General features: G+C 58.1%; 7 protein-coding genes and 1 tRNA gene. 3 read left to right on the plus strand and 5 right to left on the minus strand.

What is annotated here, in order from left to right:
- Positions 1 to 16 precede the first annotated feature (16 nt).
- Entirely contained in the window at positions 17 to 733 is a 717-nt protein-coding gene (locus JXO48_05720) for a hypothetical protein (protein MBN2283369.1), read from the plus strand.
- A gap of 258 nt (positions 734 to 991) precedes the next feature.
- Here JXO48_05720 and JXO48_05725 read toward each other — a convergent pair whose 3' ends face one another.
- Positions 992 to 1,795, minus strand: a complete 804-nt coding sequence (locus JXO48_05725; GenBank protein ID MBN2283370.1) for an alpha/beta hydrolase — start codon at positions 1,793 to 1,795, stop codon at positions 992 to 994.
- 110 nt (positions 1,796 to 1,905) lie between these two features.
- Between JXO48_05725 and JXO48_05730 the strand changes: the two genes are divergently transcribed.
- Positions 1,906 to 2,682 carry a crotonase/enoyl-CoA hydratase family protein gene (locus JXO48_05730; protein ID MBN2283371.1) on the plus strand — a complete coding sequence of 259 codons (777 nt, stop codon included), beginning with the start codon at positions 1,906 to 1,908 and terminating at the stop codon, positions 2,680 to 2,682.
- Position 2,683: 1 nt separating this feature from the next.
- On the opposite strand, the gene JXO48_05735 is transcribed toward JXO48_05730, so the two are convergent.
- The 4 genes from JXO48_05735 to JXO48_05750 form a co-directional block, all read right to left on the minus strand.
- Positions 2,684 to 2,977 (minus strand): hypothetical protein, encoded by a 294-nt coding sequence (locus tag JXO48_05735; GenBank protein MBN2283372.1) that lies wholly within the window; start codon positions 2,975 to 2,977, stop codon positions 2,684 to 2,686.
- A gap of 78 nt (positions 2,978 to 3,055) precedes the next feature.
- Positions 3,056 to 5,590, minus strand: coding sequence for a copper-translocating P-type ATPase (locus tag JXO48_05740; GenBank protein MBN2283373.1), 2,535 nt, complete (start codon positions 5,588 to 5,590; stop codon positions 3,056 to 3,058).
- Entirely contained in the window at positions 5,568 to 5,741 is a 174-nt protein-coding gene (locus JXO48_05745) for a heavy-metal-associated domain-containing protein (GenBank protein MBN2283374.1), read from the minus strand. Before JXO48_05745 ends, JXO48_05740 begins: the two co-directional genes overlap by 23 nt.
- Positions 5,742 to 5,776: 35 nt before the next feature.
- Positions 5,777 to 6,001, minus strand: coding sequence for a hypothetical protein (locus JXO48_05750; protein MBN2283375.1), 225 nt, complete (start codon positions 5,999 to 6,001; stop codon positions 5,777 to 5,779).
- Positions 6,002 to 6,161: 160 nt separating this feature from the next.
- On the opposite strand from JXO48_05750, the gene JXO48_05755 reads away from it, so the two are divergent.
- A tRNA-Val gene (locus JXO48_05755) sits at positions 6,162 to 6,236 on the plus strand.
- Positions 6,237 to 6,246 lie beyond the last annotated feature (10 nt).

Genomic DNA, 6,246 nt, shown 5'->3' on the forward strand with positions numbered 1-6,246 from the left:
GAGATGAGGTGCTTTCATGAAGAGGAGAATGCTGTTCCTGATGATCATGCTGTTCTGGCTGTTGCTGGCGGCGGTTCCCTGCTTTGCCGAGGAAGTGCGGACCGGAGAATGGAATGAGGTCAGCGAGCTTGACGGCATCGTGGGCTATACGCGATGGACATCGCTGACAAGCGTCGATGAAGTGATGGCCGTCGGGACCGTCGATGCACCCGTGGCCGTGATAGAGGCGGTGCTGCGTGATATTCCGGCCCAGCCCGAATACATGTTCCGGTGCGTTGAGGCGGCAGTGGTCGACGTGCCCGGCATGGAGAACAGGACAGACGCGTTCTGTGCCTATAACCGGACCGGCATGCCCTGGCCCGTTGACGACCGCTATGGCATCGCCCGGGCGGAGTACCTGATAGACCATGAGACCGGGACCCTCCACATCAGGGCCAGGGAGATCGAAGGCGATTTCGATGTCCCTGCGCAGAATGCCGTGCGTATGCCGCTGACGCGGATGAAGATCGTGATCGTTCCCCTGGAAGCGGGCGGTTGCAAAATGACCTATCAGGTCCTGGCTGATCCCGGTGGAAGCCTTCCCTCTTTCGTGGTGAACCTCTTTACAAAAAACCTGGGGATCAAGACCATTGCCGGCATCAGGGAGATGGTGAAACGGGAAAAATACCGCGGCGCGCCGGCGGTCATAACGACGACACCCTATGTGCCGGCGGATTTTGAACCGACTGAATAACAATGGTTGCCGTCATGGCAGCTCGTGGAACAGGGGTCGGGGATCTGTAAAAAACCCTTTTACTCAGTTCCCCCTTTAGCAAGGGGAGAGGAAAAACGCCGATTCATCGGCGAACTGCATTTCCTTTCGAGGTCGTTGTTCTTTTTCTGTAGTTGCCCGATTTATCGGGTGTATTTCAGAGAGCGACACGGCAACAGAGTGCAAAATACAGGGGACGTGAACATCTGTTTTTGCTTCCCTCTTTCGCGAATAAACCCCTCACTTCTGAAGACGGGACATAAAATCCGCGACCTCCTGCATGTACCGGTCGAGTCCCCGCGCGAAGATGTCGTTGTGATTGGCCCCGGGGATCATGAGGAATCTCTTGTCCGCCGCGGGGCTTGCCTCGAAGAGGGCCTCGCCGTCGGAAAAGGGGATGATGTGATCGTACTGGGCGTGAATGACGAGTGTGGGCTTGTGAAAGCCCCGTATCTTGTCGACATTGTTGAATCCCCGGTCCTCAGTGATGCCCAGATGACGGGCATTGATCCCGAGAAGTTCCAGGAGCGGCAACGCATAGGCGAGGCCGCTTTCAATGATCAGCCCGTCAATACCGTCTCCGCGGTTCGCCGCCAGTTCCAGAGCCGAGATGCTTCCCAGAGAACGGCCCATGACCGCGAAGGGACCGGTATGTCCCTTTTCTTTCCGCCATGTGAGCACATGATCGAATATGCGATGGCAGTCCTGCATCATGGCCGAAACAGTGGGCCTGCCTGTTGAAAGGCCATAGCCCCGGTAGTCGACGGGGAAAAAATTGATGCCCCGGTCCACGAAGATCGGTGCCAGGTCGTCATAGTCGGCGACGATCTCTCCGTTCCCGTGGAAAAAGAGGATCGTCGGCGCCGTGTCACCCGCCAGATGAAACCTGCCGCCGATGACCACGTCGTCGGCGACGGGGATCAGCACGGTCCGCGTGTTCTCTCCATCCTGCGGGACACTCCATTCCGGACGGGGATAGAACAGAAAGTTCAGGATCTCGGGCCGATCGAAAAGGGAATAATTCACCGGTTTTTTTTCCGACATGAGCAGTACCTCCCCGGCGGCCTCCCGCGGCCGGGCGCGCGCCTTTTTCATTGACAGCAGTTGCCTTTTCTCTTAGCGTTTTTGCATCGAATACACAAGGAGAGACTGCCATGGAAGTCCTGACGGAACGTCGTAAAGGGGTGTGTACGGTCATTATAAACAGGCCTGAAGTTCGTAATTGCGTGGATCGCAGGACGGCGGATCAACTGGTTCAGGCCTTCACCGAATTTGAACAGGATGACTCGCTGTGTGCCGCCGTGCTCTGGGGTGCCGGCGGGGCCTTCTGCGCCGGTGCGGACCTGAAAGCGGTGTCGGAAGACCCGGAAGAACGGGGAAACCGCCTCAACCGGGACATGGCGCAGGACGGTCCCATGGGCCCGACACGGATGATGCTGTCAAAACCGGTTATAGCCGCCGTGTCGGGATATGCCGTCGCGGGCGGGCTGGAACTGGCATGCTGGTGTGACCTGCGTGTCATGGAGGAAGATGCGTTCTTCGGTGTCTTCTGCCGTCGCTTCGGCGTGCCCCTTATCGACGGTGGGACCCAGCGGCTCCCCCGGCTTATCGGGATGAGCAGGGCCCTCGATCTCATTCTGACGGGCCGCCCCGTCGGCGCCGAAGAGGCCCTTTCCATGGGCTTGGCGAACCGCGTCGTGCCACCGGGAACGTCCCGCGACGCCGCGGAAACCCTGGCTGCTGAATTAAGAAAATTTCCCCAGGTCTGCATGCGGAGCGACCGGGAAGCCCTCTACCGGGGATTCGATATGGATTTCCACCCCGCCATGGAACTGGAGTTCACACTCGGCCTGCGGGTGATCGAGAGCGGCGAGACCCTTGCAGGGGCGGGCCGCTTTGCCCGGGGGACCGGCAGGCATGGGCGGTTCTGAGCTATGGTTCGTAGTAGATCAGTTTTCCCATTTCATTGAAGGAGAAATTATTGAACACGTTATAGCCGTTGTAATCAAGGACCCGCAGGTCATCGGTCTGATACAGGTCTCCCATGATCACGTCAAAGTGATGCCCATAACGCTGCTTTGCCAGTTCAAAGGGTATTTCCGAGGCGGCGAATTTCTTTATCCCTTTTGCGGCGAGCTTGTTGACGAATTCCGGCGCTGTCAAGGAATTATATGAGGTCAGGACGAGAATGGGGCCGGTCCCCGTGAAGATAATGGCAACCTTCATGACTCTTCCCTCCCTTCTCCGGTATTCTTGGTATCAGTCTAATCCTGAACGAAAAACCTGTCAACAGAAAGAGCGGGGTCATGACGAAGCCGGCAGAGTTACCCGTCCGGCGGTGTGGACGTTCCGTTCCGTATGATGCCGCTTTCTCCAGAGCCTGCGCAGCCGGAGGGAATTGCCGACCACCGACACCGAGCTCAACGCCATGGCGGCGGCGGCGAACATGGGATTCAGAAAGATACCGAAGAGAGGGTAGAGAATTCCCGCGGCGATGGGGATTCCCAGGCTGTTGTAAAAAAAGGCCCAGAAAAGGTTCTGCCGGATCACCCGCATGGTGAGGTAAGAGAGGAGAAGCGACGCGGGGACCAGTGTCAGGTCGTCCTGCATGAGAATGATGTGACCTGCCTCCTTGGCGATGTCCGTACCGGCGCCCAGGGAAATACCGATATCCGCGGCGGCCAGGGCCGGAGCATCATTGATGCCGTCGCCCACCATGGCGACCACCCGTCCGCGGTCCTGAAGCGTGCGTATCTCCGCGGCCTTGTCGCCGGGAAGGACCTCCGCGTGGATCTCGTCGATCCCGACGGTCCGGCCCACGGCTTGTGCCGTTGCGGCATGGTCACCGGTGATCATGCCCACCCGCAGGCCGGCCTTTTTCAGGAGCGCAACGGCGGCTGCGGCCGTCGGCTTCGGCTCATCGGCCAGGGCGATCATTCCCAGAAGCGCATCATCGGCGGCGACAAAAGCCGGCGTTTTCCCCCGCGATTCCAGTGAGTTCAACTCGGCGAACATGGGTTCCGTTGAAACGCCCCGGCTGTTCATGAATCCCCTGTTTCCCAGGAGGAACTGCGTTTCACCGATGCGTCCCTGAATGCCCCGGCCGGGAATGGTGGAAAATTCCCCGACCGCAGCAGGCATGATCCCCATCTCCCGTCCCTTCTCAAGTATGGCGCGGGCGAGGGGATGTTCCGATGCCGCTTCCAGCGAAACGGCCGCCTGCAGCAGTGTTTTTTCGTCTGTCCCCGGCGCGGGAACCATGTCGGTCACCCGCGGACTCCCTTCCGTCAGGGTGCCGGTCTTGTCGAAGATGACCGTATTCAGCTCGTGGGCCTTTTCGAGTATCTCTCCGCCTTTGATCAATATTCCGCTCTCCGCCCCCAGGCCGGTTCCCACCATGACCGCCGTCGGCGTGGCGAGACCCATGGCACAGGGACAGGCGATGATCAGGACCGATATGAAATTGAGCAGGGCCCTGTTGAAAGCCGGTTCGGGGACAAGCAAGTACCAGATAATAAAGGTGAACACGGCGATCGTCAGTACGACGGGTACGAATACGGAGGCCACCCGGTCGGCGAAGCGCTGAATGGGTGCTTTGGAACCCTGGGCGTCCTCAACGAGCCGGATGATCTGGGAGAGCATCGTTTCCGCGCCGGTTTTTGTCGTTTCATATTCAATACTTCCGTTCCCGTTGACCGTTCCCGCAAAAACCGCGCTGCCCGCCTGTTTTTCAACGGGGAGACTCTCTCCCGTCAGCATCGATTCATCGACCGAAGAGCGTCCCTCCAGGACTGTGCCGTCGGCGGGTATCCTTTCCCCCGGCTTGACCCGCACTCGCCGGCCGGGCAGCAGGGTTTCCACCGGCAGATCCCGTTCCACACCGTCCATGATGACATGCGCGACCGACGGCCGGAGCTGTACGAGATTCTTTATGGCCCGTGAGGCCCTGCCGCGGGCCCGGGCTTCCAGGAGGCGGCCGAGGAGGACCAGGGTAACGATCATGGCGGCGCCGTCGAAATACACGTGGGGATATGCGGGGCCTGCAGGGAAAAATCCGGGACTGAGGATCGCTGCCGTCGAATATCCGTATGCCGAAAGCGAGCCGATCGCAACAAGGGTATTCATGTCGGATGTCTTCTGGCGAAGGGCCTTGACGGCACCAGTGATGAAGCGGCCTCCCACCCAGAATACGACGGGTGTGGTAAGCAGAAACAGAATGACGAGCATCTGTGTCCGCGGGATACGTGAAAGAAAGGGAAACCATTCCTGCATGCTTCCCATGAAGATCAGGATGCTCAGGAGGATGCCCGTTATGACCTTGCGCCGGAGGTCTCTGAATTCCGCCTCCCGTGCCTTTTCAACGGGGTCCTCATCCATTGTCCCCTGTACACCGAGAAGCTCGTATCCGGCTTTGCCGATGGCTTCGGCGAATTCCGAAGGATCAGTCAATCCTTCATGTACGATGGTCGCCCGCGATGTGGCCAGGTTGACCGCCGCGCCCTGAACGCCGGGGATGCCCGCGAGGGCCTTTTCGACCCGGCGAACGCAGGCCGCGCAGGTCATGCCGCCCACCATGACCGTCGTTGTTCGAAGCCCTTTTACATCGGCGGCCTTTTCCGGTGTCGCCTCGTAACCCAGCCTGCTGATGGCTTCCGAGAGAATATCCTCGTTCACAAGGTCCGGATCGAAATCGACGGATACCTGCTCCAGGGGAAAATTCACCGATGCGGTGTGCACGCCTTTGATGTGTGCAATCCCTTCTTCAAGTTTCATCACGCATGACGGGCAATCCATGCCGCGCACGGCAAATTTTTTCTTATTCGACTTCGTATCCGGCATTCTCAATTTCTCTTTTTATGACCGTTCCGTCGACGGATGCGGTCTCCGTGAAGGACGCTTCGCCCTTCTGAAGGTCGACGCTGACATCGGTGATCCCCTCTATATTTTCCAGTGCCCTGGTCACGGCCATGACACAGTGCCGGCATGACATTCCCTTGACGGTAATTATCTTTTTCATATGCCACCTCATTTCTCCCGTTTCCAGAAGGCGAGAAGGCCGTCCCTGCCGAAGACGGTATCGATCAATTCCCAGCCGTCCCGGCCGGTTTCGTTCAGGATGTTCTGTAGACGAACAACCTGGTCCTGCGGCACATCCCCCAGGCCGCACTCACCCCGCTCAGAGCAGAAGATGACCATCTCTCGAAGTTCCTCCGCCGGATGCCGCGTGATTCTATATTCAAATACTTTCATGACCTCACCTCTTCGTGAAATAAAGTTTCATGAAAATCCTGTATTTAAGGTAACCATTGAAAGGTAGGAGTCAAATCCCGGCCGCTCATTAATGAGTCGGGAACGCTGGATTTTTGTCTTGAAAATCGGAAAACATTGCGATACAGTCACCACCTCTGACGGGCGGTTAACTCAGCGGGAGAGTGCTACCTTCACACGGTAGAAGTCACTGGTTCAAATCCAGTACCGCCTACCATGAAAATCAA

It is taken from the genome of Deltaproteobacteria bacterium, from assembly GCA_016933965.1.
Lineage (GTDB): Bacteria > Desulfobacterota > Syntrophia > Syntrophales > UBA2210 > JAFGTS01.

Coding starts and splice junctions, on each gene's coding strand:
- JXO48_05720 (MBN2283369.1), top strand. CDS start 17: ATGAAGAGGAGAATGCTGTTCCTGATGATCATGCTGTTCTGGCTGTTG.
- JXO48_05725 (MBN2283370.1), bottom strand. CDS start 1,795: ATGTCGGAAAAAAAACCGGTGAATTATTCCCTTTTCGATCGGCCCGAG.
- JXO48_05730 (MBN2283371.1), top strand. CDS start 1,906: ATGGAAGTCCTGACGGAACGTCGTAAAGGGGTGTGTACGGTCATTATA.
- JXO48_05735 (MBN2283372.1), bottom strand. CDS start 2,977: ATGAAGGTTGCCATTATCTTCACGGGGACCGGCCCCATTCTCGTCCTG.
- JXO48_05740 (MBN2283373.1), bottom strand. CDS start 5,590: ATGCCGGATACGAAGTCGAATAAGAAAAAATTTGCCGTGCGCGGCATG.
- JXO48_05745 (MBN2283374.1), bottom strand. CDS start 5,741: ATGTCATGCCGGCACTGTGTCATGGCCGTGACCAGGGCACTGGAAAAT.
- JXO48_05750 (MBN2283375.1), bottom strand. CDS start 6,001: ATGAAAGTATTTGAATATAGAATCACGCGGCATCCGGCGGAGGAACTT.